Below are 25,248 nucleotides of genomic sequence, written 5' to 3' on the forward strand. Positions count from 1 at the left end.
TCCCTTAACGAAAGGGATAATGGTGCAAAGCGGCAATGCAGAGACTACAAGACACGAACCCTGCTCTGATATCGGTTTTGACTCGTCTTTTTGCATATTGGGTATGGTTAGGTTTAATGCAACGCTAGAGCTCAATCCCTCCTTTTTGTGCAAATAACGCTTCTGGAGTCCGTTGCTAGCATAGCAATACGAAATCAATGCAAAAAAATCCGCCCCCCCCGGATCGCCGAGGAGCGGATTCTTTTCTTTCTTACTTAATGGGACTGTACGCTTAAGCTTGCTTCCGGACTGACGTCCGCGCTGCGTTGGTGGCGCGCGAAGTAGATCAGCGTAATCGCCAGGAACACCACGCCGAACGCCGCCAGGACGCCGATGTTCTCCCAGGCGATCGCCAAATCGCCGGTCGACACGACCGCTTTGTAGCCTTTGACGCTGTAAGTCATCGGCAGCAGCGGATTGAAGGTCTTCATCCAGTTTGGAATCAGCTCCAGCGGGAACGTTCCCGCGCTCGTCGTGAGCTGGAAGATCAACATCAGGATCGCCAGGAAACGGCCCGGATTTTCCAGCCAGGTCACCAGCGCCTGGATAATGAACATGTAGCATAGGCTGGTGATAAAGCTGAACAGGTAGAAGAGCGGAACGCTCTTGACCTCCAACCCCAATCCGTAAAGGACGAGGACAACCGCCAGCAAAGACTGGAACAAGCTCATGCCCGTAAAGGCCAGCGTACGGCTGACGAAACGGTTCCAACCGCTGGCTTCGGCCACCGAGGAGCCACGTACCGGTACGACCAGCGTCGAGATCAAAGCCCCGACGAACAAGCCGAGAGACAGGAAGTACGGCGCGAAGCCGGTACCGTAGTTAGGAACCTCGTTGACTTTTTGCTCGCTGATGGAGATCGGTTCGACATACATATTCACCAGCGCATCGGTTTTCTTCACGCCGGAGGTTTGATCGGCCGCATCGGTCAGCTTCGCGGCCAGTTCTCCCGAACCTGCGGCCAGTTGATCCATGCCGTCCTTCAGTTCGCCGGCTCCCGCATCCAGCTGCTTCGAGCCGTCTGCCAGCGTGCTCACGCCGCCCGACAATTGCTCGACACCGCCGAGGAGCTGCTTCGCGCCGCCGCTAAGCCGCCCGGCACCGCTCGCCAGCTTCTGTCCGCCGGCCGCGGCTTCCGACAGCTTGCCGCCGAAGAGCTCGAGCCCGCTGGCCAACTGCCCTTGTCCGGCAGTTAGCTGCGCCGCGCCTTGCAGCAGCTGCTCTTGGCCCGCGGCCAGTTGTTGCCCGCCCTGCACCAGCTGTTGTTGCGCACCGTGCAGATTCTCGCTGCCCTGGAGCAGCTGCTGGTTCCCTTGATGCAGCTGCGCGCTGCCTTGGGCTACCGCTTGGCTGGCGGCCAGAAGCTGCTGCACCGCGGCGTTTTTCGCCAGCTCCGGATTGGCTTTGGCCAACTGCTCAAGGCCCTGGGCCACGCCTTTCGCCCCTTCCGCTACCTTCGCGCTGCCTTGCACCGAAGATTCCAGTCCGGCTTGCAACTGCGCGCTGCCTTGCGCGGACGATTCCAAGCCGGCTTGCAGCTTTTTCGCGCCATCGAGCGAGGACTGCAAGCCGGCTTGCAGCTGCATGCCGCCTTTATGCGCGTCCGCCGCGCCGGTCTCGAGCTGTTTGCCCGCCGACTCCAATTGAGTAAGACCGCCGGCCAAGCCGTCAGCCCCAGCCTTAACCTCGTTGATGCCTTGATATAGCGACTCCGTGCCTTTCGCCAGCGGTGCTACGCCATCCTGCAGTTGAATCGTCCCGTCGACCAATTTGGCCAGGTTTTCTTTCAACTGCTTCGCCCCGTCGTCCAGCTTGACCGCCCCGTCGTTCAGGGTGCTGGCTCCGCTGCCGGCATCGCTCAGTCCGCCGGAAATTTTCTCGACCTGGTCAAACAGAGTATCCGTATAAGCTTCCGTCACTTTGGCGGAAACCTTCGCTTTGATTTCTTTGACCGCCGTGCCGCCGATTTGCGCGGCCAGGAAATTGTAGCCTTCGTTCGGCTCAAAAACGAGCTGCGCCGGTGCCGGCTCCTCATCCATCAGCGTGGTCGCCTGGGCGGAGAAATTGTCCGGGATCACGATCGTCATGTAGTAATCGTTGTTGTCCATCCCTTCTTCCGCCTGCTTGCGGTTCACGAACTTCCAAGCAAAATCGTCGCTTTTCTTAAGCTCCGCAACCAGATCCTCGCCGGCCTTCAACGACTTCCCTTCATATTGCGCGCCCTGGTCCTCGTTCACCACCGCGACCGGCAGCTCGTTCATTTTCCCGTACGGATCCCAGAAGGCCGTCAGGAACATGCCGCTGTACAACACGGGAATGAACAGCACGACAAGAATCGGGATGAACACTTTAGGATTTTTGATCGTGGCTCCCATATCCTTGAAAAATACGCCTAATGATTTCATTTTGCTTTCTCTCCCCTTGATGACTTGTTTCTCTATTCGGCGGACCGGCTTACCGGCCGTTATCGGGCATCAAGCCGCCCGCCAGAAAATCGCGGATAAACTCCTTGATTTGGCCTTTGCTCAAAGGCTCGTTGTTTTTGTTCCAATCCGACGTTATGGCGATATACAGCTTAAATACGACGAAAGCGACCAGCTTGGGGTCGAACGGGCGAATTTCCTCCCGCTGCACGGACCTGGCCAAATGGCGCTCCAGGTACTCCAGAATCGCGTTTTCGACTTGTTCCAAGCCTTCGCGGGCTTTGGGGGTACCAAAGTCGCGAACCTCCTGGGACAGCTTGATCAACAGCTCATGCTCGCTGCGGAATTCCAACAGCGCATCCATGGCCCGGTGCAGATTCTCGAAAAACGGCTTCTCTTCGTCGACCTCTAGCTCAATGATCCTCCGCATCTCGGAAATGATGGAGCGAAGAATTTCATCGAACAGTTCCTCTTTGTTCGTAAAGAAGGTATAGATCGTCCCTTTGGCTACATTCGCAATCTTCGCCACATGGTCCATCGTCGTTGCTTTATAGCCGAATAACGCAAATGATTTTTCCGCTGCTTCGACTACGAGTTTACGGCGATCTACCACTGCCATGCTTGTCACCTCCTTTAAATAGGTTATTCGATTCCCGGCCAAAAATGACTAAAAATCGTTTTCGGTCATTCGGTCAATTAAAACAATAGCACTCTCGAAAATGATTTGCAAGTAGCTTTTTTCAGGAATTTTCAGCTTCTTTTCACAGCTTGTCCTGCGGCCGTACATCCGATCTCCCGAAGGTGCCGCTTATGCAAGCAGCCGGGCTTGGCTTATCGCCTATTATTCCCCCCCTTTTCCCGTTGGCCGGCGTACGTTCAACATCCCCGACTTAAGTCCAGCCGATAGACCAGTCCCGAGCCTCTTTAAGGCGGCAAGCAAAGGAAATACACTTGAGATAGATGAAACGAACCAATTATTAAGAAGCGGGTGAATCACAGAATGCGAAAAAGAAGAGTACTGATCTTATCGGAAGGTTTCGGAAGCGGCCATACCCAAGCCGGACAGGCGCTGGCAGCAGGCCTCAAACGGAAAAATCCGCATATCCAGACCAAGGTGCTGGAGCTCGGTTCCTTTCTGAATCCGACGGTCGCCCCTGTCATTCTATCGGCCTACCGGATGACGGTAAGCACAAGTCCGGCACTGGTCGGGATGTTTTACCGCAAACAATACGAAAAGCCGGTGAGCCGCTTGGCCCGTCTGGCTTTGCATAAAATGTTCTATCAACATACCGCCGAGGTGATCCGCCAGCTCCGGCCCGACATGATCGTCTGCACGCATCCGATTCCGAGCGCCATCGTGTCTTACCTGAAGATGGCCGCCGGCCTGGATGTCCCCCTCTGCACGCTGATCACCGATTACGATGCCCACGGCTCCTGGATCAGCCCGGGGGTCGATCGTTTCCTCGTCTCCGCGCCGGAGGTCAAGCAACTGCTCGTGGGCCGCGGCGTAGACCCGTCGAAGGTTCAGGTCACGGGCATTCCCGTGCACCCTGATTTTTGGAGCAAGCAGGATCCCGCGGTCGTCCGGGCGGAACTTGGGTTGCAGAATAAACCCACTGTGTTGGTGATGGGCGGTGGCTGGGGGCTGCTGTTCAAGGAGGAGCTGCTGGCCAAACTATCCGCTTGGCGGGAGGATATCCAGATCGTTTTCTGCATGGGGAGCAACGATAAGCTGGCCTCCAAGCTGCGCGCCCATCCGGCGCTCCGGCATCCGAATATCAAAGTCATCGGCTTCACCCGGGAAATCAGCAAATGGATGGACGCTTCCGACCTGCTGATTACGAAACCCGGCGGCATGACCTGTACCGAAGGGCTTGCCAAAGGCGTACCGATGCTGTTCTTCGAATCCATCCCCGGACAAGAGGAGAAAAACTGCGAGTATTTCGTCAATCACGGCTTTGCCGCCGAATTGACTTCGCCGGACCTGCTGGACGAATGGTTTGCCGCGATCCGCGGACAACACGGCTATTCCGTCCGAATGGATTCCAAGCTGCCCTCCCTCCGGGCGGGCTATCGGCCGGATCGCTGCGCGGGCACGGTGATAAACCTGCTGCAAACCTTGTCGGGTCCGGTACGCATTCATGTGCAGGCCGGAGGCTCCGCCGAGCAGCGGGCCAATTAAACCCAAGGCACCGACAGGACCTCCTTGTACATCGGGCGCTCGTGCATATGCGTCCGGTAAACCACCAGACGATCGGCCGTCCACGAGCCGAATACCGGCGAACCCTCCAGCGCTTCCGGGTTTAGCCTTGCCTCCTCCCGGTATTTGCGGGCCAGGGTGATATGCGGGCTAAACTTGCGGTCCTCAGGCACATAACCCAGCGCGCTATTCTCGGACGCCACGCGGCGGTGCAGGCCTTCCAGTCCGGCCCCATCGCCGCGGATCCCGGCCCATAACACGCTGGGATTGGCCGGCCTGCCGAAGGTGCCGAACCCTGCAGCCTCCAAGGTAAACGGAAGCGTTCCCGCCGAAGCGCGTTTTAGCGAAGCTTCCAATTCCCCCAACCGTTCCGGAGAAGTATCGCCCAGAAACTGCACCGTAATATGGTAATCCTCCGGATGCACCCATTTCTTGAACTTCAGCCGGTCTTTTTGCGTACTGCACCACTCTTCCAAACGCTGCTTCACGTCCTTAGGGAGCGGCACCGCGATAAATAAACGCCATTTCCCTTCGCTATCTGTCATATCATGTCACATCCTGTGATTTTTTTCTCTTTTTTACCGTTTTTTTGACGCATTCGAGTGCGATAAATTACACCTTATAAATATTTTCTCATTATAATGTGTCTTAGTCCTTCTTACATATGCAGACTTCATGAACGATTATAGTTGGGAGATGAAAGATGAGCTTTGCACAAAAAATCACCTCCGTGCTGATTGGACTTCTGATTCTGGTCGGTTCTTTGATCGGGTTATTCGGTTATCAGATGACCTATCGCCAAGTGGAGGAGTCTGTCGGAATCGAAACGGTCGGCTGCGCCAACATCACGACCGGCCTGGTCGACCCCGGCGCTGTCGAGCTGCTTGCCCAAGGGGACCGCTCCAAGCTTGATGAGCTGGAGACGCGGTTGAACTGGACGGTCGAGCACAAGCCGTTGTTCAAGGAAGTGTTCCTCATGTCCCTGGACGGCACCATCCTCGCCGCCGACCAAAATCTCAAAAGCCGGGGGTACGCGGCGGGAAATTCCTTTTATTTCAGCCCGCAGGACCGGGAAATGATCACGACCATGAAGCATTCCGTGTACACGAAGGTTTATTCCTATGATGGGGTCAAGCTGCTCAGCGGTTACGGACCGATATACAAAAACCACGATCCGAACCAGGAAATGATCGGCCTGATGGTCATAAACTTCGACGCTTCGATCATCGGGGAGAGAACGCGCGATATCCTGCTGCTTCCCTTCATCATCGGAGGCGCCGTCTTTGTCGTGGCCGTCGTATTCGTCTATTTCTTCATACACCGGATGGTACGGCCGCTCGAGAAATTGTCCAAACAGGTGGACCGGGTCGCTCATGGCGATTTGACCGTTCAGCCGCTGATCGTGAACAGCCGCGACGAATTCGGTAAACTGACGCGAAATTTCGCGGACATGATCCTCAGCCTGCGGCAGTTGATTACGGAAGTGAACGATACGTCCATGCAAGTGGCTTCTTCGTCGCAGGAGCTGTCGGCCAGTGCCCAGCAGACGGGCAAGGCCAGCGAGCAAACCGTAGAAATGACGCAAACCCTGACGGAAGGCGCCGAGCTGCAGCTGCAGAACCTGGAGGCCGGCTCTGCGGCTCTCCGCGACATGTCCGGACGGATCGCCCAGATCGCCCGGCATGCGGAAGGCGTTTCGGACTCGGCGCAGCAATCCACGTCGGCCTCCGAGCAAGGCGGAAGATCGATCCAGCTTGGCGTCCGGCAGATGGCGACGATGGAGACGAAAATCGTGCAGCTCTCCACGGTCATCGAAGAGCTGAGCAGCCATTCCAAAGAGGTCCAGAGCATCCTGGACATCATGGCGGAGATCTCCGCCGAGACCCATTTGTTGGCATTGAACGCGTCCATCGAAGCGGCGCGCGCCGGAGAGCACGGCAGCGGCTTCGCGGTCGTGGCGGCTTCGGTACGCAAGCTGGCCGAACGCTCCGCGGAATCCGCGCAGCAAATCGCCGCGTTGATCGCCCACATCGTCAAGCAGATGGAACTTACCGGCGAAACGATGGATGAAACCGTCCGCGAAGTGAAACGGGGAACGGAGCTGGTGCGCGGCGCCGGAGAGTCTTTTGCCGAAATCGATGCGTCTGCCCGATTTACCGCTGCTGCGATCGGGGATGTGAGCGAAAGCGTACAGCTCTTGTCCGCCAGCTCCGATAAGCTGGTCCGTTCCATCGATGAGATCGTCCGCTTTGCCAACCATACCGCCATCAGCGCGCAGAACATGTCCGCCGCCTCCCAGGAACAGCTTGCCGCCATGCAGGAGGTCGACGCCTCGGCCGGCTTCCTGTCCGGCCTGTCGGAAAAGCTGCATGGCCTGATCGAACGCTTCAAAGTCTGAGCGAAACGAATCCTTTAAAGAACAAAAAGACCTTGCCCGCAAGCCGATTCACACGGCCTGCAAGCAAGGTCTTTATTCCGGAAATGGATTATTTGCCGAGATAGGCGTTCAGCATCCAGCGATGTTTCTCGAGGGACGATACGATCCCAAGCAGCAGGTCGCCCGTAGCTTCGTCTTCCGCTCTCGCGGCGGCTTCCATGCCATCCTTCAGTTCGCCGTCCAGCTTCTCGAAATCGGCGATCACGGCGGCTACCATTTCGTTGGCGGTTTCTTTGCCGCTCGCTTCCGAAACGCTGGCCAAAGCGAGGGCTTCGCGCAGGGTCGCTACCGGAGTGCCGCCGATCGCCAACAAGCGTTCCGCAATATCGTCGATATAACCGGCTGCTTCATCGTAAAAGGATTCGAATTTTTCGTGCAGCGTGAAGAAATTAGCGCCTTTCACGAACCAGTGGAAATTATGCAGCTTGGTGTACATCACCGTCCAGTTTGCGATTTGCAGGTTCAATTGTTTTTGCAGCTCTTGATCCGCTTGCGTCATCGTTTGATTTGCCATTGTCAATTCCTCCATTTCAAAATGTAAAAATTAAGAAGCAATCTGTCTATTTGCCTCGTAAGCGAAAACTTTAAATTTAGACTAAATCTAAATCTTGTTTATATCATACCACTTGGCCCTCCGAGTTGCAAGCTTTGATCCATGAACATCCCGTGAAAAAATCATTAACGGACGAGCACGAAAAAGCTATATCTATTCTGCGCTTGTCGCCTTATCCATATGCAAAAAAAACCGAACCTGCGCTTTCGGCGGTTCGGTCTTTGAGTTTATCGATCCCCGCGGATATGAAGCTTGAACTGCTCCAAGCTCCGCTCCATCTGGCGAATGCCGTCTTCCACCAGCCGGCGGTCAACCGCGTTCTCCACGTCAATCTGCGGCTTGCGGGCGGCAAAAGCCTTCTTCTCTTCTTCCCAATAGGCCTGACGGCGCTGGATTTCTTTATATTTATCCAGTAAATCGGTGATGATATCATAGAAGCGCTCGTAGTCGACGATAATGTCATCCAGAAAACGATCGACCTCTTCCTTGTTATATCCCCGCATTTTTGCGTCAAAATCTTTTTCATGAATGGAGAGCGCATCCAGTTTGATCCCGAGCTGCCTGAACAGGCTTTTCTGGTCCTCCAGTTTGCGCGTGTATTCGTCCTGCATCCAATATCCCTCCGTACCTGCTAAAAAGGTAATGATAAACCGCTTTTGCCCTGAAGCCAAATCGCGTCTTCTATAATGTACCACATTTTGGGGCCTTCGTTCATCTTCACGAATATGCGGCATATGAGAGAAGTATTCGACATTGTCCGAATTTCTTTTTATAATAAGCTTTAGCCTAAGTCTAAGATCTGGTGGTGAGTATGATTTTATACGTACTTTCGTTTCTGCTATCGTTTTTGATTGTGTATTTCTTGATCCCGCCGCTCGGCAAATTGGCCTTCCGCCTCGATTTCGTGGACAAGCCGCGTGCCGACGTCGAACGTAAAATCCATCGTCAGCCGATTCCGCTGACCGCAAGCTACGCCATCTTTACCGGTTTTTTTGCTTCCTACCTGCTGTTAACGCGTAATTTCTCCTGGGAGACGGGCGCCCTGTTTGCCGGAGGCGTGCTGCTGCTGGCCATCGGAACGCTCGATGACTGGTACAAGACGAAAGGCAAGGATTTCCCGGCGCTGCCCAAGCTGATCGTACAGGTCTCGGCGGCCGTCCTCGTCTATGCGTCCGGGATTACCTTCAGCGGCTTCGTCAACCCGTTTAGCGGCGACTACGTGCTGCTGCCGGCCTGGCTCCAGTTCGTGCTGACGATTCTGTGGATCTTCGGCGTTACCACGGTCATTAACTTCTCCGACGGGTTGGACGGGCTGGCCGGCGGTTTATCGGCCATTTCCGCCGTCACGTTGTTTGTCGTGGCGCTGACCAAAGGGCAAACCAATTCCGCGATGCTCTCGATTACGCTGATCGGGGTAACGCTGGCTTACCTGCGGTATAACAAACCGCCGGCCAAAGTGTTCATGGGCGACGCGGGAGCGACCTTCCTCGGCTTTATGCTGGCCGTAATCGCGTTGGACGGAGCTTTTAAGCAAGCAACGGTGTTGTCCCTCTTCATCCCGGTGCTTGCGCTCGGCGTACCGATTTTCGACAATCTGTTCGTGGTCGTCAAGCGGATGCTGCAGGGCAAATCGCCGTATGTAGCCGATGCCAGCCAAGTGCATTATCGGCTGCTGCGTGCCGGCCTCAATCAGAAGCAGGTGGTCATGTTCCTGTACCTGATCAGCACCTGCCTCGGTTTATCTTCGATTATTTTGCTGCTGCTCCAGGTTTAGCGGCAGGATCCAAATGAACAGCACAAAGCGTGAGCCGCGAGGATTTAGACTTCCGCACTCACGCTTTGTGCTATTTACACTCAGTGCTGCGTTAGTTAAATATTTCGGCTCTAAAGGTACCGTGATGCAATCCGAACCATTTACTCTATTTTGCAAAATTGGATGTATCTCATCATTTCTGATATGCCGTTCATTTGCTTTTCCAATTGCTCATCCAGCTTCTGAAGGGCCACTTTGAAGGAGCGTTCAATCGTAGTTAAATCATGCGTCTCTAAAGCTTCAAGCAACTGTTTCATGCTTTCAATGAAAAAGACGGTTTTCCTTAAACTGCTTAGCACAATAATCTTTTTCAGTTCCCGCGATGTAAAGACTCGATATCCGTTTTCCGGATTCCGCTTAGCGCGAATAAGCCCCTCTTTTTCCCAATGTCGAATAGCGGATGGGTTTACGCCGGCGATCACGGCGACCTCCCCGATTTTCATTTCATCCGTGACCGGTATATTCCTATACATGGAGAAATCCGTTTGATGAATGAGGCTCATGACCTCCTCGACTCGTTGCTTCTCGACCTGAAGGTTGTATTGTTGTAAATTGATCATCCAAAGTGCTTGCTCAACGTGACCTTTTTTCAATAAGTTCATGACATCGTAGGCGATAGGCAAATCGAATCCTTTGACCAAGGACCGTAAAGCAAGGAAAGCTTGAACATGGAGCGGCGTGTAATATCTTCGATTGCTGGCCGTCCGAGGTACGTCAGGCACTAAATCGAGAGTTTCATATCTTCGCAGGGTTGTGGTGCTGACATGAAGTCTCTTGGCCATCTGTTTCGGCGTAAAGGTTTTGTCCATCTGCTGACACCTTCCTTAAAGTCAAACTCTAAAGTACAGCAACAATATTATAAGAGGCAATGGCCGTCCACACAAGGATTCTGGGTATATCAAATGAAATCTTGCATGAATGTTATATGATCGAAGTTGGAATGAAAAATCGAGGAGGAAAGCTTCATGGAAAAGAGGCATTTTGCTTTAACGTACCGGAACCTGAAGCCCGGCGAATTCATGACGTTCGGCACGTATCCGCAGTCTGTAGACGGCAAAGAACTGGCGATTACATGGCGTGTTCTTCAAAATTCAGGAAGCGAGCTATTTGTTTTGAGTGAGTATATTTTGGACTGCAAGAGGTATCATGGCAAGAGCGCGGATCTGAAGTGGCGTGATTGCATGGAAATGACGTGGCATGACTGCGATTTGCGCGAGTGGCTGAATGATGAATTCTATAACGCCGCATTCAATGCCGCCGAAAAGCAATTCATAAAGACGACTCATTGCACGGACAACGGAGAGGGCTGCCCGGATACGGAGGACAAGGTCTTTCTGCTTAGCGTTGCCGAGATTAAAGATTTATCCGAGATCCACGGCAAGGATTTGAGGCGCGCGGTTGGAACCGATTTTGCCAAGACGAACAAGCCCGATGGATGCAGCTTATATGTATATGATAAAACGAACAAAGATAACTATATCATCAGACACGGCGAAGAAATCGGCTGTTCCTGGTGGTGGCTGCGAACCCAAGGAAACAAGCCTTCACGTGCGTTTTGTGCAGGTACGGGTTGCAGTATTCGCGGATATGGGAATAACAGTACCGACGGTTATGGCGTGCGTCCTGCTTTAAAACTGAATCTTGCATGATAACGACGAAAAACGAGAGAACCGCCAATCAACTATGATTGTAAGGAGGTAAGACAAAGACATGGACTACATTTCTCCGAAAGATGCGGCGTTAAAGGTGAAACGCTGGCCTAAAAATACCCTAGCGGCGGGTTGTCGTCATACCGTCGGGCTTAAATCTGACGGCACCGTGGTGGCTGTAGGCGATAATAAATATGGCCAATGCGATGTAACCGGCTGGCGCGGCATCAAACTGCCCGGCCAGTAGTTCCTTCGAGGTTCTGGAATTTAAAAATTTCCACAAAAAAGACACCCGAAGGCGTCTTTCATTCCGATTATTCCGTTCAGGAGGATTTGTTCATTTCCGCCGGAGCAGCCTGAACTTCCTGAGGTTTCTCCTCTTCAACGACCTCGCCGCGAGCGCCTCTCTTGAACTCCTTTAACATCGTGCCAAAGCTGCGCCCAAGTTCCGGTAGCTTGCTTGGTCCGAACAACAAAAGCGCCGCTATCACCAAAAGCAACAGATGAGTCGGACGCAACAAATTTTCAAGCACATTTATCACTCCTTGGGTATATCTTTGTGGTAATTATACTACTATACGACGAATAATGGAAACCCTATATCGCCATTCTTCCCCGTTCCCCGCCATATCGGGATGACTCCTGCCGCAGAAACCAAAACCGACGTCTGGGCATATGCTGTTGTCATCACGTTATTGCAAAGGAGCGAACATCATGGGTTCATACAGTCTGTTGGCTGTCATCGCCATTGGACTCGCGTCCAACCTGGATAATGCGGGTGTCGGCATTGCTTACGGGGTACGGAAAATCCACATTCCATGGTATTCCAATCTGGCCATCGCGATCATTTCTTTACTGGCCACTCTGGTGTCGGGGCTGTTCGGCAGTTGGCTGTCCTCCTGGATCCACCCCTGGGTAGGACAGATGTTGGGAACGATCGTGATCGTGGGAGTGGGAATCTGGGTGCTGCTGCAGCCGTTTATCGAGAAGAAACCCGTTCCGCCGGATAACGGAACCAATCCGTTGACCCGGCTGCTGCGAAATCCCGAGGAAGCCGACAAAGACAGCTCGAAGTCGATCAGCTTGGGCGAATCGATCCTGCTGGGCATTGCGCTCGCGATGAATGCGCTGGCGGGAGGCTTTAACGCCGGCATTACCCAGCTTAATATATGGTATACCTCCGTGTCCGTCGGCATTTTCAGCTATTTATTGCTGGCCTTGTGCGCCGGGTTCGGCGAGAAATACGCCGCGGAGAAATTTGGCAACCGGGCAACCGTCATCTCCGGCCTGCTGTTGATTTTGATCGGAATCCATCAATTGTTATAAGCGGATCGGGACATAGGAGAAGGCCCCTTTCAAACCGAAAGGGGCCTAGTTAGCTGCAACGGGCGCCGCAACAGTCGGCTCTCCCGTGTACCCACGGGGGATGTATCCTCCGGAGGAGTTCTCCTATATAATGAATACGGTGCATCCAAATCAAAGGGAGGTCGCATTCGTGAATTGGCTCACAAGTTATGAACAAGATCTGGAGTTTGCCTTCCGCGACGCGGAGGAAATTCTGTCGGCGATGCCGGAAGGTTTCCGGGGACGAGCTATCGGCTACCTTGATAAGTTTCATGCCCTCAAAGAGCATCGATCCAAAAACTATATCTGCTACCTGCTGCCCTACTGGCTTCGGAAAGCATCCGGCGCCAAGCAGGAGGATTGCCATCGTTTCGCCGTTGCCAATCTCTTCGGCATGATGTATTATCATTTGGTCGACGAGGCGATGGACGAGCCGGAAGCCAAATCCAAATTCCAGCTTCCGCTGGCCGATTTGGTCCGCTTCGAATTCATGCATATCTATAGCGGGTATTTTCCCGCCTCTTCCCCGTTTTGGGCCTATTACCGCAAGTACGCGGCCGAATGGGCGGATGCCGTTACGCTGGAGAACGTAAACGACTTCTTTCAGGAGGATCCCGTACGGGTTGCCCACAAGGCTTCCCCGGTCAAACTGACCGTTGCCGGCACGCTGCTGCTCACCGGCCGGGAGCAGCTCATTCCCGAATGGGAAGCTGCCGTCGATACGGTACTGGTGACCCTGCAAATGCTGGACGATTGGGAGGACTGGGAGAAGGATTTGCGGGAGGATAGTTACAATTGCCTGATCTCCACGATACAGAAAGAGCTGGGAATTCCGCGGGACCGCCGTCCTACGTCCGAGGAAATCAAGCAAGCGATCTTCGTTCAGGATATTTTGTCGATTTATGCACTGCGAGCGGATCGCAACCACGAAGCCTTATCCGGGATTTCCGGACTCCTGCCGCACCTGTTCGAGTTTCATGATGACCTTCGTCGCAACGTCAACCAAGGGGCGCAAAAGCTGCAAAAGGAGCGAAATTTGTTGATGGGTGGCGGTTTGGAATATTGGCTGTCGAAAAATATGAAGGGATCGTAGATTTCCGACAAATTTCATGCTATACTAATCAAGGAAAATATAACCATTTTTATCAGAAAGGGTGATTTTATGACATCAGGAGCTCTCCTTCAATCGGAAGTGATTCAAAAGGCATGGCAAGACCCAAGCTTTAAGGCAAAACTCCTTTCCGATCCAAAGGCCGCAATCCAGGAGGCGCTGGGTGTAATTCTCCCGGATCACATCAAGGTAAAGGCTGTCGAAGAAAACTCTGACGAATTTTATCTGGTGTTGCCGCAAAATCCGTCAGGCGTCGTTAAATCAGAGGTAAAACCAAACGCGGTTTGGGGCGGATAAGAAATCATTCGATTTTTAGCTACTCTCTTAAGGAGTAGGCAACGGACATGCCGGTTCATTCTTGTTGTCTTCGGGAACTCCCGCCGACGCGAAAGTGATAACCGCTTCCGTGCCTACTCCTTTCTCGCTGGAAAAGGAGATTTTCCCCATCATCACTTCGATGATGCGAAACGTCACCATCAAGCCCAGCCCCGTCCCCTTGGTTTTATTGGAGAAATATGGCTCACCAAGCCGGGACAACACATCCGCATCCATGCCTTCCCCGTTGTCCTTGATATGAATAAAGACCTGTTCGTCCTCTTCGTAAGCCCAAATCTGAATTTCGCCTTCCCCGCGCAACGACTCGATGCTGTTTTTGATGATGTTGATGAAAGCTTGTTTGAATTTGGATGAATTTCCTTTTACGTATAAATTTTTGGGGATATGCACCGTGATTTTCCCGCCCTGCAAATTGGCCAGCGGGATGAGGATCCCCTCGATATGGATAAACTCGTCCAAGACATTCAGGTTCGTCACTTTCCCTGCTTCCGGTTTGGCAAAGGTCAGAAAGTCGGTAATGATTCCGGAAGCGCGATCCAGTTCCTCCAACGCCATATTCAAATACACCTTTTCGGAATTTTGCTGCTTCTCGGCCAACAACTGCAGGAAGCCGCGCGTCACTTGCAGCGGGTTCCGCACTTCATGGGCGACGGATGCAGCCAATTCGCTGATGATTTCCATCTTTTCCGAACGCTGCAGCTCATTATTAAACATCTCCAATTGCTTGGAGTACTCCACAACCTGTTCGTGATTCCTGGCGAATTTGCGCCCTAGAATAATGATAAGCGCGAGCAAGAAGCATACTACGCCCCATTTCCATAAATACAAATCATAATAACTTTGCTCCACGTAAAACCAGAACAGCTCGGCCAACCCCAACGTGGCGAAAATGGTAAGTCCGGTAGTAAAGATGATCGCGTCGCGATTGCCGCGCACGGAATAAATAACGGCTGTTACGGTCAACAGCAAAAATTGCACGATCATAATGATGCCAAGCAAATTGACCGACAAAAAGCTGTACACGCTGTAATATTTATAACGCGTCAACTCGTTCAAAACCATCAGTACGAGGCAAAAGAAAGAATAAAACACCTGAAAAATCCGATATTTGCGAATAATCGAGCGATAACCGACACCAAAGATGCTTTCAAAGAAATAGGTAAAGGAAGGCAGCAATAGGAACAAAGCTAGGTCGAAAAAGGTGACGTACAGCTTGCCGTAATCGCCATACATTGAATACAGCACCGGCGAATAGGTCACGACGATTAACCCGCAGGCAAGAATAACGAAACAAAGCGATAACCAACTAGTCATATTCCCGCTTTTGAGGAACAACGAACAGACGAGCATTACGGCAGCGATAAAAATCATAGCGGAGCCCAAAATAAAATCGGTAATGTTCCCTTTGATGAACTCGTTTTGTAAACGGTCGTACTCTCCAAATCGAATTTGGTCCTGTATCCCGATCCGACTCTCCGATTCAAGTCCAACATATAGCGTATTATTCGCCAAGCCGGGGTTTACGGGAACCAACGCGGTATTAATCTTGTAATTGAAATTGCGGTTCGCTTCATATATAATTTTGTCGCCTATTTTAACGATCACGTGAGAGCCGTATATTTTCTCGAACAATAACGCCGGAACTTTGAAATCCGAATCAGGCAATTCGATTCTAATCCATTGCGAGGACTCATATCGCGGTTTGAATTTACTGCTATTCTTCAGCGAAATTAACTCCCACCCGCTGAGCGCATCAAGCTCTGATTGACTCATTGAAGGATCGAATTCGTCGGTCCAAACGACCTGCCAGTGGTCTATGGAGACTTCTTCGTTTCCTTTCGCACTCGGCGATTCCAGGATATAGGATGCAAACACTACAAGAAGCAGTACAAAAAAAACAGCCACACTATTGATCAAAGACTTCATTCGAGCACCTCTGAAGTTAATATAAAAAAGAGTTACCTAGTACCATTCGATGCAACCCCCATAAAAACCTTCAATATATGGAAATAGTGATAAATATTTTTAGGTTTTCTGCACCACAGCTATTTTACCGTTTATAGCAGGTTTTATCTATGAATAGTTTTGAAAATCTACAAGAAAAACGTCTATCGACATACATACAAGTAGACAGACCGCGTTTAGAGGTAGTTTTTCTTGCGATATCAGGGAAGCCAAGGCTCCGAATTTTATACTTCCTGATATCTTAAAAAAGCTTCGACAAGCATAAAAAAAGCAGGCCGCTTCGCCTGCCTCATTTCGAGCCATAGAATGGATGCAACGATTCCCAGGTTTAGAATGGAAAAGAAAGCTGTTCGATCTCCGGGGTAACCTCCAGCGCGGATACCGGATGATTCGGCCGGGGGACCGCTTTCGCCGGCTTCTTGGACGGACCGTTCTGCTGCCCTGGCCATAGGGCAGGTTCCTGTTCCCCGGCGGTTCGCCCCGGGCGATTCGCTTGCTCCGTCTCTATGCCGGCTAACCGATGGTTAGCCAGCAGCCTTGCCGCCATCTCCTTGAAGGCGTCGATATAGCCACTTTCGGCATAGGCGCCGCCGGCGTAAAGAGAGCGGTACATCCGCACCAGTTGTGGTTCATGCTGCCCTAACGTCTGCAGGAACCAGCTTTTGACGTCGGGGGACAACCTTAGCAGGGAAATCATCGCGAATCGGGCTCCGTTAGCCTTGGCAGCCTGGAGCAAAGCGTCCACGCCTTCCTCCGAATCGGTCAGATAAGGCAGGATCGGAGCGGCAAAAATCCCGACGCGGACGTCCTGCTCCGCCAGATAATTGACCGTTTCTAGCCGCTTGGCCGGATGCGGCGAAGCCGGCTCCAGCTTGCGGATCAGCTCCGCGTCAAGCGTGTTGATGCTGATGTTCACCGAAACCTCCCGCATTTGGCTAAGGATATCGACATCCCGCATCAATAACGGCGAACGCGTCGTAACGCTGGTGCGTATCCGGTATTTGGCCAGCAGCTTAAGGCATTCCCGCGTAATCTGTTCTTTCGCCTCCACCGGCTGATAAGGGTCGGTCGCGGTGCCGATCGTCACCAGACCGACATGCCGGCTTACGGCGTCGATGTCGTAAGCGAATTTCTTGGCCAGGGCGGACAACTGCTTCTCCAACGCCTCCGCGGCGTTCTCTTTGACGGAGATATGATATTGGAATTCGTCCTCCGCGCTTTTTCCGAGAAACGTCTGAAACGCCCGGGCGTAACAAAAGCTGCATCCGTGTCCGCAGCCGCGGTAAGGATTGATCGACCAATCGAAGGGCATCGCCTCTTCCTTCACCCGGTTTAGAGTCGCTTTGGTGCGTATTCGTTCATAGTGGGTTTCCGGCATCCCCTACTCCTCCTTTGCGTGGCGGAAGCCTTTTCTTCAAATTTGATATTCCCATTATACCAAACATACGTTCTTATTCAAGGAAATGAAATTGGTCGATATTGGGAAATCGGCTTCTGGGAGCAAAAGAGTATGGTTAGGGAACGATCAGAGCGGGTTTGCGGTGCGATCCAATTCGCTTCTTATGATGGTTTCCAGCCGTTCCGAAAACTTGGCCAGGCCAATCCGGTCTTGTTCCTTGATGAAGAGGTCCCGGTATTTCCGATGCAGTCCTTCCTTCGGCGGAAACCTGCCGCAATAGTTGACGATCCGATACAGGGAAAACAGGTACAGCGGAACGAAACCGGATTGTTCCAGCACCGAAAGACCCTCATCCATCCGTTTTTCCGCTTCCGGCCAGTCCCCGCGTTTCAGCATCCACAATCCTTTAACCACTTTATAGGCGCCGATTTCCCGCAGGAAAGGCTTGGCGGTCAACATCCCGGATTCGATCGCTTCCGCCAGCTTCCTCAGCTTGCCTTCCGGCGAACCGGCCGCCAGATGCGCCAGCAACTCGGCAATCGCCGTCTGGGGAATGAAATTCTCATACTCTAGTTCGGCAATGACCCGATAACTCATCCGCAAGCGATCCAGCGTTTTTTCCGGTTCTCCCGACAGGGTATACAAATCCAATATGGTGAGAATCTCCATTTCCCGATGCTGAAAGGGAGGCAGGAGCTTCTTCTCGAGCACTCGCTCGCAGAGCTCCAGCCGATCCCCTGGATACCCCGTGAGGCATAAGAACAGCATCAGAAAATACAACCGGTCTCGCAACGGAGCTTCATTCGTTTCCAGCAGCCACTCCAGATCTCCCTGCACAAAATGGACATACACGGAATAAAACGGGTCCAGCTTATACCCGAGCACATCCTGCTGACGGGCCAGAGCCAGCATCGAACGCCCCTGCCCGTACAGCTGATATTTTCCGAAAACCGCACGCATCGTTTCATGCAGCTCCGGGTCCCGCAAGGTAGGAATCGTTCCTTCTTGATTTCGGGGTCCTTCCATGATGAGACTGTAGCCGAGCCCCCGAACCGTTCGGATCTCCAGCCCCGGAAAAGGGCGCAGCTTTTTGCGCAGCCGGTATACATGGTCGTCCACCGTTCGCTCAACCGGATAATCCAGCGGCCACACGTTATCCAGCAGTTGCTCCCGGCTAAATGCGCGGCCTGCGTTGCGGTACAGAAATTGGAAAAGGGCGAACTCCTTGGGCAGCAGTTCCACCTTGATGCCTTCGGCGGCCACTTGATAACGGCTGCCGTCGATTTCCAGTTGCATGCCAGTTAACCTTCTTTCATACAGGTTCCTCCCATTATACCACCAGCTGAGTCTGCAGCGTCTACGCGGGAATCCGCCGGCCCCTCTCCGGCGAAATCAAAAAGCTCCGGTTGGAAGCGGGCATCGCTGCCCGCTTCCAACCGGAGCAAGATCAAGCATTGGCTAAGAATAGGACAGCCGGATCAGGCCAGCTCGACTTCGATCCGCGAAATCAGCCCGCTGCGGATGTCCTCCGCGAGCCGACCGGCAATAACCGCTCCGTCGATGACGACCGAAGCTGTGCCATCTTGATGGACGGTCATCCGCCGAATGGTTGCCGCGCCGGTCCCATACGTGTTTTTCTTCTGCGGATTCCGGTACGTAATCTCCGTCGTGCCCAGGAAGCGGAACGAGAGCTCGCCTCGTTCGTCGAACAGCCAGCCGGACAGCAACGGATTCAACTGCAGTTGCAGCTCGCTCCCCTGCAGGCGGAAAACGTGCTTGCCGGCCATCATCCCCATCCACATGCTGAGAAATTCGGCGGTCGAGCCGCTCAGCCGGGCGACGTAACCGCGCCCATGGGTGTCCGGGTCGGGATTGACGCTCGTGGCGATGAAGGACGAATTCTCCAGCGTGCTGCGGCCGTACGCGGCCGGATCGAGAAACGGGATCAGCGACGTCTTGAGCTCGGCGAAGAACTCTTCGGTCAGTCCGCTCTTGAGCAGCGCCAACAAATATTTGTAGCTCATGTGCAGGAACACCGATTCCCGCTCCAGCCATCCCGGCGTAAAGGCGCGAATGCGGCCGATCTCGTGGGTTTCCCCGTCCAGGCTGACCGAGGTTTTGTACATGCCGAGCTTCCGGTCGAACAAGTCGCTCCGGCGAATTTGCTCGTAAGCCTGTTTCGCCTCGGAGGGGTCCTCGACCGTCTTCAGCCAGCGTGCCGGGCCTTCCAGGAAATGCGGCAGCGGCCGGACCTCAAACTTCTTCGCGACGGCCTTCGGCAAGCCGTAGCCGCTGATCTCCGGCACTCCCTGCGCATTGACCACCGGCTCGTATTCCACCGCCTCGAAAGCGAAGTACGTCGGCGTCAAGCCGCCGCCCAGTTCGATCGCTTGCCGGATGCCTCGTTCAATTTTCTCCAGCATGCGCGCGGCAAGCTCCCCGACGCGGCGGAGCCTGATGCTGCATTCGGCCCCGTCGATGCCAAAACGGATGGTTTCCCGGTAGCGCTCGCGGGCGGTGGCCACCCGGTCCCAATAGGCAAACGGCTCCAGTTCCCCGCGCAAATGCGTCTCAAGCAGCTCGCCCACTTCGTTTAGGAGGTCCGCTATTTCCTTCGGTGCGTAGACTTCCCGGTCCTCCGCCTCCTCGCAAGCTTCCTTCACGAACCGCAGCAGCCGGTTCAACTCGAACGTTTCGCTCATGCCCGAACCGAACAAGCCGGGCAGTCCGTTCATCGCGTCGTTCCAGCCCGGTTTGTTCGCTTCCATCTCGACGCCCATCCCGTAGGGATCGAGGGTCGCGAACTTGATCAGGCCAAGCGACAGCAGCTTCACGAACAGATTCGTCCGGTAAATCTCCCCGGTGCCGTGACCGGTTTTTAACCAGTTCGTGTCTTTAAGCGTCAGGCCGAACCGTTCCATCTTCTCCTCATCGTGCACCAGCGCACCGTATTGGCGGACGCGCCCGCCGCTGAGGACATATTTCTCGCTGCGGGGCAGCACGCGGGCCGGGCTGTCGAAAAACGCATAGTCCCGCTCGCCGAACAGCAGATGATGCTTACGGTCCGGGAAAATGTCCAGATAGCTGTCCACCAGATCCATGTTGTACGTCCAGTGGTCGGACCAGTACCCTTCACCGAAGGAGGCTTCGATCTGCTGCTCGGATAACGACAAAATGCCGGTAAGCAACGCGTTATCGTCCACGCTGGAAGCCATGCCGCGTCCGTTGGCAAAGGAGATGATTTTCCCCGGCGTAAATTTGTCCCTGCACAGCTTGGCGAGTTCTTCCCGATGCTCGGCAGGGGCAACCTTCTCCAGGAGGGCCGCCAGCTCCGCGGCCCGTTCGCCGGGAACCCGGAAGCTCGTGCCCTCGACGCCAAGCGGGTTGTAACCATCGGCCTGGATCAGGCTAAAAAACGTACGGATATTAAACGTCCCGACGCGCGGGTTGAAATAAACATCGCTGCGGCGGTTCTGGTTGGCGTCGCGGAAATTGCCGTTGCCCTGCGAATAATACTCCGGCGCGATCGAGAAGAAGTTGTAGTCCCGCTCCAAATCCCCGTGCTTGCGGGAGTACAAGTGGATCACGAAGCCTTCCCGGCCATTCTCGAAAATAAACGGATACCCGCCGCGCAGGAAATTGTCCAGGTAGCTCTGCCGGCAATACGCGTCGAATAACGGCAGGGCCGTTCGGGTGGCGATGTCGGCGGTCAGCGCATCCGTCAGTTCGCCGGCTTCGGCGTATTTCCGCGCGATATATGCCGGGCTCGCCAACGTTTTTGCCTTGGCGTTCAGACGCTCGACGCTGTCGATATGCCCAATTAGTGTATACACGTTGCGGCTTTCCCCCGGGGCCAGCTCGGCATCCAGGGCGGAGAACCCGCACGGTACCTTGTTCGTGCAGTATTGAGGTTTGGCGGCCAAGGCGTCAAGCGATTCCTCGGCAAACCGGTCCGGATAAGCCAAGGACGTATTGTCGCCGAAGATGACCGCGAAATCGGCGATCGTCCGCAGCAGCCGTCCTTCGTCGCCGAACGACAAATAGAAATGGCCGCTTTGCACCTCGCTGACCTCCGCCTCGTCATGCGTGCTGGAACGGACGCGGTAATACGGGATGCCGTTCTCCATGTTGCCAACTTCCATCCAGCTGCGCAGCAGGTTGCCGATCTCCTTGTATCCGGCATTCTCCACGCCGTAAGGGAGGATCTCCGGCAGGCCGTCCAGCATCTCGAGCTTCAGCGGCGCGCCGGAGATATTCGTGACTTCCACCCGGCGCGCCAGCGCGGCGTAATCATCGCCGGGCACATGGAAATAGGTCACCTTCAGCTTCAGCCCTTGCGCTTCGTTCGTCTCCTCGATCGTTAGCTCATTCGGCAGGATTTGCATGCTGCGCACGGCTGCGGGATCGGGGGATGCGCTTTGAAACGGCTCGTATACGCCCTCCCTGCCGGCGGTTTTAATGAAGGTGCGGAAGCCCTTCATCGCCACCGACTGGTACGTGATGCTGGCCGGAGAGAATTCCATGATCGGGCTGTTTTTGTCGCGGATCCCGAAACTGCAGACCGCCTGGCCCCGGTTCACGTAAAACGTCCACATCGGAATCCCCTTCAGGCCGGCAAGCCCGGGGAGAAAGCTGGAGAACGGCTTCGCCCGGTCAAATTGTTGGATGATGAACGCATTTTTCTCAAAAGCATAGCTAGGCATATCGCCTATCCCTCCATTTCGAATCTGTTAGTCATGAATCACATACGTAGCGATCGAATGAGCCGGCAGCGTTTCCGCCACGGATTCTCCGCCCAGCTCCAGGGCGAAAGCCTTCGCTTCTTCCGTTTCATTCTGCACGACCACCGCCACGTTCCCGTCCGGATTGCGGAACGCTGTGCCAAGAAGCCCGGGAACGCCAATTTCCAGACCGACGCGAACCGCTCCCGTACGGATATATTTGCTGAAGTGACCGATGTAATAAAACGAGCTGTTATAGTGAAGAGTGTCGGTCAAGGTATCCGCAATAACAGGGGCGTCGCACAGATTGCCCACATGGTTCGGGCCGCCCGTCTCATCCAGCACCAGGTTCCAGTCCAGATACCCTTCGTTCCAGTTGTTGAGGTCGCCGATGATATTGCGGCCGTAACGTTCTCCGGTAAACCAGGCTCCCAGCTTCACGCCGCCTTCCTGGCAGCCCTCGGTAAACATAAGGTGTTTGTCGGGGAACAGCTCGTGAACCTTGCCGACGTTATCGAAGTCCTCGCTCACGTACCAGTGGAAACCGGTGCCCCATACGTATTGGGCCGCTTCCGGATCGGACAGCACGGCGGAGGCCCGCTCGACCATGATATCGCGGTTATGATCCCAAATCAGGATATTCACGTCGGCCAGCCCTTCCCGGTGCATAACGGGACCGAGGTAGTCGCGGATGAAATCGCGTTCTTCCTCTCCGCTGTAAATGCAGGAATCCCAAGTTTGTACCGCCGCCGGCTCGTTTTGCACGGAAATGCCCCAGATCGGCACCCCCGCTTCGCGGTAAGCCTTGACGAACTTCGTATAATACAGTGCCCATGCCCCGCGGTATTCCGGCTTCAATTGGCCGCCGTGGTTCATGTCCCCGTTCGTTTTCATCCAGGCCGGCGGGCTCCATGGGGAAGCCAGCATGGTGATGTTTCGGCCGGCGACTTTGGCGGCGTCGTGAACGAGCGGCAGCACCCATTTATGGTCGCGCGAAATATCGAACGTCTTCAGCTCGGCGTCGCCCTCTTCGACGTACGTGTAATTCTCCAGCGCAAAATCGCAGCTGTGGATATGCACGCGCCCAAGCGTATACCCGAGTCCCTCCTGCGGGTCGAAATAGGCGCGAATGACCTCGGCCCTTTTCTCCGGACTGATCCGCGACAGCGTATACGCCGATGCTTCCGTAAACGCGCCGCCGAAGCCCATGACCGTTTGATAGGCTTGCTCCGGATTGACCCGCAATTTCCGTTCCCCGGCGGCGGAAATCCCCGCTTGCGCCGTCAATTTCCCCTTCGGCTCCAGCCGGTCCCCGGAATCCTTTGCCGTGAGCACTTTACTCCATGTTGCCATGTACATCTCTCCCTTTGATTAAAAATAAAAAATTCCTGAAATCGATTTCACTTTTACTAGAAATCCTCCTCCGGTTCAACCCGCATGTCCCCCAATATCCACTGATATAACGGCAACGAAACCGGTTTCGATTTCTCGCAAAAAAATAGAGGCTAAGCCGGTTAAAGCGAACGGCAAGACTCGCGAATGACCAGCTCCACCGGGATCACGTCGCTCTGAACGTCTTCCCCGCCTTCTATCGTATAGGTTAACATGTCGGCCGCCCTGCTGCCAAGTACATATGTATTTTGCCTTACCGTCGTTAAGGCGGGCGTTAAATATTTGGCCATTTCGATATCGTCGAAGCCGACGAGCGAGATATCCTCCGGGACGCGAAGCCCATGGCCCTTGATCGCCGTCATGGCGCCCAACGCCAGATTATCGCCGGCGGCAAACACCGCCGTTGGTCGTTCCTCGGCCTGGAGCAGCTCCTCCATCGCTTTTTTGCCGCTTTCGACGGTATAGTCGTAGCTCCCCTGCACGACGTGCTGCGGATGGATCGGCAGTCCCAGCTCCCGCATGGCCTGCATATAGCCGTTCAGCCGCTTCTTTCCGGCAAACGTCGGCCCCCCGCCGATGTGCGCAATTTTGCGATGGCCCAGCGAATGCAAATAATTCACGGCCCTCCAGCTTCCCTCGATATTGTCGGAGTACACCGTGCTTTTGCCGTCGGATTCCTGGTCGAGCAGAACGCAGGGAATGGCGGAATCCAGCAGCTCCTGGAAATAAGGGTCGGTCGCATCCGGCAAAATGACTACCACCCCGTCGATTCCGCGAATTTTGCAGTGCTCCAGGTAGCCGCTTTTTTTGTTGCCGATGTCTTTGGATATGAACATCAGATCATACCCCTTGGAGGTCGCCACTTGCTTAAACCCTTCGATGACCCCGGCGAAATACGGATGCAGGATCCCCGCGCCGGAAGGCTCGATGAACAACATGCCGATCGTCCAGGAACGCTTGGTCGTCAGCGAACGGGCATGGGCGTTCGGCACGTAGCCGAGCCGCTCGGCCGTGTCCAGGATTTTGCGGCGCGTCTTCTCGCTGACGTCGGTATAGCCGTTAAATACCTTGGAGACAGTCGTAGGCGAATAACCGGTTTGTTGCGCAATATCATATATCGTGATCAAAAGCTCGCCTCCCTGTTCGAACGGCACCCGCCCTGTACCTGATTCTTTGGCCATTGTAGCCGTGCGTTCGCCGGAAGTCAACACTTCTGCCGATGACGGGCACGCAAAGACTCGGGTATCCGGGCCGAAAGTTGGGTTTCAAGATAATTGAACCCAAGTTTTTGGGGTAAACTTCACGTAGAACCGCAAATCAGAAAAGGAGCCGATGAGCCATGGCCCGGTATGACGAAGACAAAACATCCGCGGATTTTGAATATGAGCGTTACGAACTGCTCAAGGAATACCGTTCGGAAAACGATATCCCCGACGATGATCTGCTGCACCACGATACGAGGATGATCCAAGGGATTAGCGAAGACGACCGGCAATCGGAGGGCTTATACGATACGCTGCCCGATGTGCCGGACGCGGACGCCGTCCAGAAGGACAGCCCGGTCGACCCTGCCGCGCCCGATCCGGATGCCATGCACGGCACCGACTTAATCAACGGCTTTGACGGCGACGAAACCGAATAAGGAGCATCCATCGAATCGCTCCCGGCCGGAGCTGATCTCGCCCTCGTCCGTCAAATAGCGGTACTTTGGGGCCTTATTTTCCTGCGGAACCTGGGGGAAACGCCTTTTTACCACTAGCGTTGCATTAAAACTTTCATGAAAAGCCGGCAACCTTTTGGCGTTAGGTCAACCCTCGCTGTCCGGAAGCTTTGCACAATTATCCCGTTTGACCAGGTAACAGAGAA

The 25,248-nt window shown here is 54.1% G+C and carries 21 protein-coding genes and 1 pseudogene; 9 read left to right on the plus strand and 13 right to left on the minus strand.

From position 1 onward, the window contains the following. Positions 1–254: 254 nt before the first annotated feature. Together ACQ4N8_RS26150 and ACQ4N8_RS26155 are read right to left on the minus strand one after the other, a co-directional pair. Positions 255–2,444 (minus strand): YhgE/Pip family protein, encoded by a 2,190-nt coding sequence (locus ACQ4N8_RS26150; RefSeq protein WP_430707294.1) that lies wholly within the window; start codon positions 2,442–2,444, stop codon positions 255–257. 49 nt (positions 2,445–2,493) lie between these two features. Continuing rightward, positions 2,494–3,081, minus strand: a complete 588-nt coding sequence (locus ACQ4N8_RS26155) for a TetR/AcrR family transcriptional regulator (protein WP_430707295.1) — start codon at positions 3,079–3,081, stop codon at positions 2,494–2,496. 381 nt (positions 3,082–3,462) lie between these two features. Between ACQ4N8_RS26155 and ACQ4N8_RS26160 the strand changes: the two genes are divergently transcribed. Continuing rightward, positions 3,463–4,644 carry an MGDG synthase family glycosyltransferase gene (locus ACQ4N8_RS26160; RefSeq protein ID WP_430707296.1) on the plus strand — a complete coding sequence of 394 codons (1,182 nt, stop codon included), beginning with the start codon at positions 3,463–3,465 and terminating at the stop codon, positions 4,642–4,644. Here ACQ4N8_RS26160 and thpR read toward each other — a convergent pair. Then, on the minus strand, positions 4,641–5,207 hold the full coding sequence (gene thpR / locus ACQ4N8_RS26165; protein ID WP_430707297.1) for an RNA 2',3'-cyclic phosphodiesterase: 567 nt from the start codon (positions 5,205–5,207) through the stop codon (positions 4,641–4,643). The genes ACQ4N8_RS26160 and thpR overlap by 4 nt on opposite strands. Before the next feature lie 158 nt (positions 5,208–5,365). Here thpR and ACQ4N8_RS26170 point away from each other — a divergent pair, with 158 nt between their 5' ends. Further along, complete coding sequence (locus ACQ4N8_RS26170; RefSeq protein ID WP_430707298.1) at positions 5,366–7,060, plus strand: methyl-accepting chemotaxis protein; 1,695 nt, start codon at positions 5,366–5,368, stop codon at positions 7,058–7,060. Positions 7,061–7,148: 88 nt separating this feature from the next. On the opposite strand, the gene ACQ4N8_RS26175 is transcribed toward ACQ4N8_RS26170, so the two are convergent. Together ACQ4N8_RS26175 and ACQ4N8_RS26180 are read right to left on the minus strand one after the other, a co-directional pair. Further along, entirely contained in the window at positions 7,149–7,613 is a 465-nt protein-coding gene (locus ACQ4N8_RS26175; protein ID WP_430707299.1) for a Dps family protein, read from the minus strand. A 266-nt stretch (positions 7,614–7,879) separates the two neighbouring features. Further along, positions 7,880–8,263 (minus strand): DivIVA domain-containing protein, encoded by a 384-nt coding sequence (locus ACQ4N8_RS26180; RefSeq protein WP_430707300.1) that lies wholly within the window; start codon positions 8,261–8,263, stop codon positions 7,880–7,882. Between the two features lie 200 nt (positions 8,264–8,463). Between ACQ4N8_RS26180 and ACQ4N8_RS26185 the strand changes: the two genes are divergently transcribed. Next, positions 8,464–9,426: an MraY family glycosyltransferase gene (locus ACQ4N8_RS26185; protein ID WP_430707301.1), complete on the plus strand. Its 963-nt coding sequence runs from the start codon at positions 8,464–8,466 to the stop codon at positions 9,424–9,426. Positions 9,427–9,566: 140 nt separating this feature from the next. On the opposite strand, the gene ACQ4N8_RS26190 is transcribed toward ACQ4N8_RS26185, so the two are convergent. Then, the gene (locus tag ACQ4N8_RS26190) at positions 9,567–10,274 is read right to left on the minus strand and encodes a MerR family DNA-binding transcriptional regulator (RefSeq protein ID WP_430707302.1); all 708 of its coding nucleotides are present in this window, start codon (positions 10,272–10,274) and stop codon (positions 9,567–9,569) included. Positions 10,275–10,430: 156 nt separating this feature from the next. Between ACQ4N8_RS26190 and ACQ4N8_RS26195 the strand changes: the two genes are divergently transcribed. Together ACQ4N8_RS26195 and ACQ4N8_RS26200 are read left to right on the plus strand one after the other, a co-directional pair. Next, positions 10,431–11,114: a DUF6273 domain-containing protein gene (locus ACQ4N8_RS26195; RefSeq protein ID WP_430707303.1), complete on the plus strand. Its 684-nt coding sequence runs from the start codon at positions 10,431–10,433 to the stop codon at positions 11,112–11,114. 61 nt (positions 11,115–11,175) lie between these two features. Continuing rightward, positions 11,176–11,343: pseudogene (locus tag ACQ4N8_RS26200) on the plus strand (RCC1-like domain-containing protein); the annotation flags it as partial. A gap of 94 nt (positions 11,344–11,437) precedes the next feature. Here the strand turns inward: ACQ4N8_RS26200 and tatA are convergent. After that, the gene (gene tatA, locus ACQ4N8_RS26205) at positions 11,438–11,647 is read right to left on the minus strand and encodes a twin-arginine translocase TatA/TatE family subunit (protein ID WP_430707304.1); all 210 of its coding nucleotides are present in this window, start codon (positions 11,645–11,647) and stop codon (positions 11,438–11,440) included. A gap of 181 nt (positions 11,648–11,828) precedes the next feature. Here tatA and ytaF point away from each other — a divergent pair, with 181 nt between their 5' ends. From ytaF to ACQ4N8_RS26220, 3 genes are all read left to right on the plus strand, one after another. Beyond that, the gene (gene ytaF, locus ACQ4N8_RS26210; RefSeq protein WP_430707305.1) at positions 11,829–12,440 is read left to right on the plus strand and encodes a sporulation membrane protein YtaF; all 612 of its coding nucleotides are present in this window, start codon (positions 11,829–11,831) and stop codon (positions 12,438–12,440) included. A gap of 169 nt (positions 12,441–12,609) precedes the next feature. After that, positions 12,610–13,551, plus strand: a complete 942-nt coding sequence (locus ACQ4N8_RS26215) for a hypothetical protein (RefSeq protein WP_430707306.1) — start codon at positions 12,610–12,612, stop codon at positions 13,549–13,551. A 69-nt stretch (positions 13,552–13,620) separates the two neighbouring features. Beyond that, positions 13,621–13,866 (plus strand): NHLP leader peptide family RiPP precursor, encoded by a 246-nt coding sequence (locus ACQ4N8_RS26220; RefSeq protein ID WP_430707307.1) that lies wholly within the window; start codon positions 13,621–13,623, stop codon positions 13,864–13,866. A gap of 27 nt (positions 13,867–13,893) precedes the next feature. Here the strand turns inward: ACQ4N8_RS26220 and ACQ4N8_RS26225 are convergent, their stop codons facing one another. The 6 genes from ACQ4N8_RS26225 to ACQ4N8_RS26250 form a co-directional block, all read right to left on the minus strand. After that, complete coding sequence (locus ACQ4N8_RS26225; RefSeq protein ID WP_430707308.1) at positions 13,894–15,831, minus strand: ATP-binding protein; 1,938 nt, start codon at positions 15,829–15,831, stop codon at positions 13,894–13,896. A 367-nt stretch (positions 15,832–16,198) separates the two neighbouring features. Next, on the minus strand, positions 16,199–17,248 hold the full coding sequence (locus ACQ4N8_RS26230; protein WP_430707309.1) for an SPL family radical SAM protein: 1,050 nt from the start codon (positions 17,246–17,248) through the stop codon (positions 16,199–16,201). A gap of 147 nt (positions 17,249–17,395) precedes the next feature. Further along, entirely contained in the window at positions 17,396–18,565 is a 1,170-nt protein-coding gene (locus ACQ4N8_RS26235; protein ID WP_430707310.1) for a winged helix-turn-helix domain-containing protein, read from the minus strand. A gap of 182 nt (positions 18,566–18,747) precedes the next feature. Next, the gene (locus ACQ4N8_RS26240) at positions 18,748–21,972 is read right to left on the minus strand and encodes a cellobiose phosphorylase (RefSeq protein WP_430707311.1); all 3,225 of its coding nucleotides are present in this window, start codon (positions 21,970–21,972) and stop codon (positions 18,748–18,750) included. Positions 21,973–21,999: 27 nt separating this feature from the next. Continuing rightward, positions 22,000–23,343: a glycoside hydrolase family 30 protein gene (locus tag ACQ4N8_RS26245; RefSeq protein WP_430707312.1), complete on the minus strand. Its 1,344-nt coding sequence runs from the start codon at positions 23,341–23,343 to the stop codon at positions 22,000–22,002. 161 nt (positions 23,344–23,504) lie between these two features. Continuing rightward, complete coding sequence (locus tag ACQ4N8_RS26250; protein WP_430707313.1) at positions 23,505–24,509, minus strand: LacI family DNA-binding transcriptional regulator; 1,005 nt, start codon at positions 24,507–24,509, stop codon at positions 23,505–23,507. A gap of 212 nt (positions 24,510–24,721) precedes the next feature. On the opposite strand from ACQ4N8_RS26250, the gene ACQ4N8_RS26255 reads away from it, so the two are divergent. After that, positions 24,722–25,024, plus strand: coding sequence for a hypothetical protein (locus ACQ4N8_RS26255; RefSeq protein WP_430707314.1), 303 nt, complete (start codon positions 24,722–24,724; stop codon positions 25,022–25,024). The last annotated feature ends 224 nt before the right edge of the window (positions 25,025–25,248 follow it).

Source organism: Paenibacillus macerans (assembly GCF_050565405.1).
Taxonomy (GTDB): domain Bacteria; phylum Bacillota; class Bacilli; order Paenibacillales; family Paenibacillaceae; genus Fontibacillus; species Fontibacillus macerans_B.

Coding starts and splice junctions, on each gene's coding strand:
- ACQ4N8_RS26150 (WP_430707294.1), bottom strand. CDS start 2,444: ATGAAATCATTAGGCGTATTTTTCAAGGATATGGGAGCCACGATCAAA.
- ACQ4N8_RS26155 (WP_430707295.1), bottom strand. CDS start 3,081: ATGGCAGTGGTAGATCGCCGTAAACTCGTAGTCGAAGCAGCGGAAAAA.
- ACQ4N8_RS26160 (WP_430707296.1), top strand. CDS start 3,463: ATGCGAAAAAGAAGAGTACTGATCTTATCGGAAGGTTTCGGAAGCGGC.
- thpR (WP_430707297.1), bottom strand. CDS start 5,207: ATGACAGATAGCGAAGGGAAATGGCGTTTATTTATCGCGGTGCCGCTC.
- ACQ4N8_RS26170 (WP_430707298.1), top strand. CDS start 5,366: ATGAGCTTTGCACAAAAAATCACCTCCGTGCTGATTGGACTTCTGATT.
- ACQ4N8_RS26175 (WP_430707299.1), bottom strand. CDS start 7,613: ATGGCAAATCAAACGATGACGCAAGCGGATCAAGAGCTGCAAAAACAA.
- ACQ4N8_RS26180 (WP_430707300.1), bottom strand. CDS start 8,263: ATGCAGGACGAATACACGCGCAAACTGGAGGACCAGAAAAGCCTGTTC.
- ACQ4N8_RS26185 (WP_430707301.1), top strand. CDS start 8,464: ATGATTTTATACGTACTTTCGTTTCTGCTATCGTTTTTGATTGTGTAT.
- ACQ4N8_RS26190 (WP_430707302.1), bottom strand. CDS start 10,274: ATGGACAAAACCTTTACGCCGAAACAGATGGCCAAGAGACTTCATGTC.
- ACQ4N8_RS26195 (WP_430707303.1), top strand. CDS start 10,431: ATGGAAAAGAGGCATTTTGCTTTAACGTACCGGAACCTGAAGCCCGGC.
- ytaF (WP_430707305.1), top strand. CDS start 11,829: ATGGGTTCATACAGTCTGTTGGCTGTCATCGCCATTGGACTCGCGTCC.
- ACQ4N8_RS26220 (WP_430707307.1), top strand. CDS start 13,621: ATGACATCAGGAGCTCTCCTTCAATCGGAAGTGATTCAAAAGGCATGG.
- ACQ4N8_RS26225 (WP_430707308.1), bottom strand. CDS start 15,831: ATGAAGTCTTTGATCAATAGTGTGGCTGTTTTTTTTGTACTGCTTCTT.
- ACQ4N8_RS26230 (WP_430707309.1), bottom strand. CDS start 17,248: ATGCCGGAAACCCACTATGAACGAATACGCACCAAAGCGACTCTAAAC.
- ACQ4N8_RS26235 (WP_430707310.1), bottom strand. CDS start 18,565: ATGCAACTGGAAATCGACGGCAGCCGTTATCAAGTGGCCGCCGAAGGC.
- ACQ4N8_RS26240 (WP_430707311.1), bottom strand. CDS start 21,972: ATGCCTAGCTATGCTTTTGAGAAAAATGCGTTCATCATCCAACAATTT.
- ACQ4N8_RS26245 (WP_430707312.1), bottom strand. CDS start 23,343: ATGGCAACATGGAGTAAAGTGCTCACGGCAAAGGATTCCGGGGACCGG.
- ACQ4N8_RS26255 (WP_430707314.1), top strand. CDS start 24,722: ATGGCCCGGTATGACGAAGACAAAACATCCGCGGATTTTGAATATGAG.